The sequence below is a fragment of the Streptomyces bobili genome, from assembly GCF_002154575.1.
Classification (GTDB): domain Bacteria; phylum Actinomycetota; class Actinomycetes; order Streptomycetales; family Streptomycetaceae; genus Streptomyces; species Streptomyces bobili.
Genome location: NZ_MUBA01000311.1, coordinates 1 through 596 on the forward strand (window position 1 = coordinate 1; position 596 = coordinate 596).

The window sequence follows — 596 nt, forward strand, 5'->3', positions numbered from 1 at the left end:
ACGTTGGTGGTGCGTACGGATCTGTCGGGTGATCCGTCGTTCGGTGAGTTGTTGGATCAGGTGCGGGAGCGGGGTCTGCGGGCGTTCGAGCATCAGGATGTGCCGTTCGAGCGGCTGGTGGAGGAGTTGGCGCCGGTTCGTTCCACGGCGCGGCATCCGTTGTTCCAGGTGATGTTGACGGTGCAGAACAATGAGCAGGCGGTGTTGGAGCTGCCGGGGGTGCGGGCTTCTGGGTTGTCGGGGGTGTCTGCGGAGCGGGTCGGGGTTGCGGCGGTGAAGTTCGACCTGGATGTGATGGCGACGGAGGTGTTCGACGCTGAGGGTGCGCCGGCGGGGGTGCGGGGTGCGGTGACTGCGGCGGCGGATGTGTTTGATGCGGAGGCGGCTGTTCGGATTGGGGGTTGTTGGGTTCGGGTGTTGGCGGGGTTGGTTGAGGATCCTTCGGTGCGGGTGGGTGCGGTGGAGGTTCTTGACGGGGTTGAGCGTGGGCGGGTGTTGGTGGAGTGGAATGACACTGCCGTGTCGGTGGGTGTGGGGACGGTGCCGGGGTTGTTTGCGGCGCAGGTGGCGCGGACTCCGGATGCGGTGGCGGTGGT

Annotated in this window: 1 protein-coding gene; it reads left to right on the top strand. The window is 66.4% G+C overall.

What is annotated here, in order from left to right:
• Window positions 1-596 (top strand): condensation domain-containing protein (locus tag BZL64_RS24380; RefSeq protein ID WP_244205470.1); only part of this gene is annotated, 596 nt, incomplete at both ends.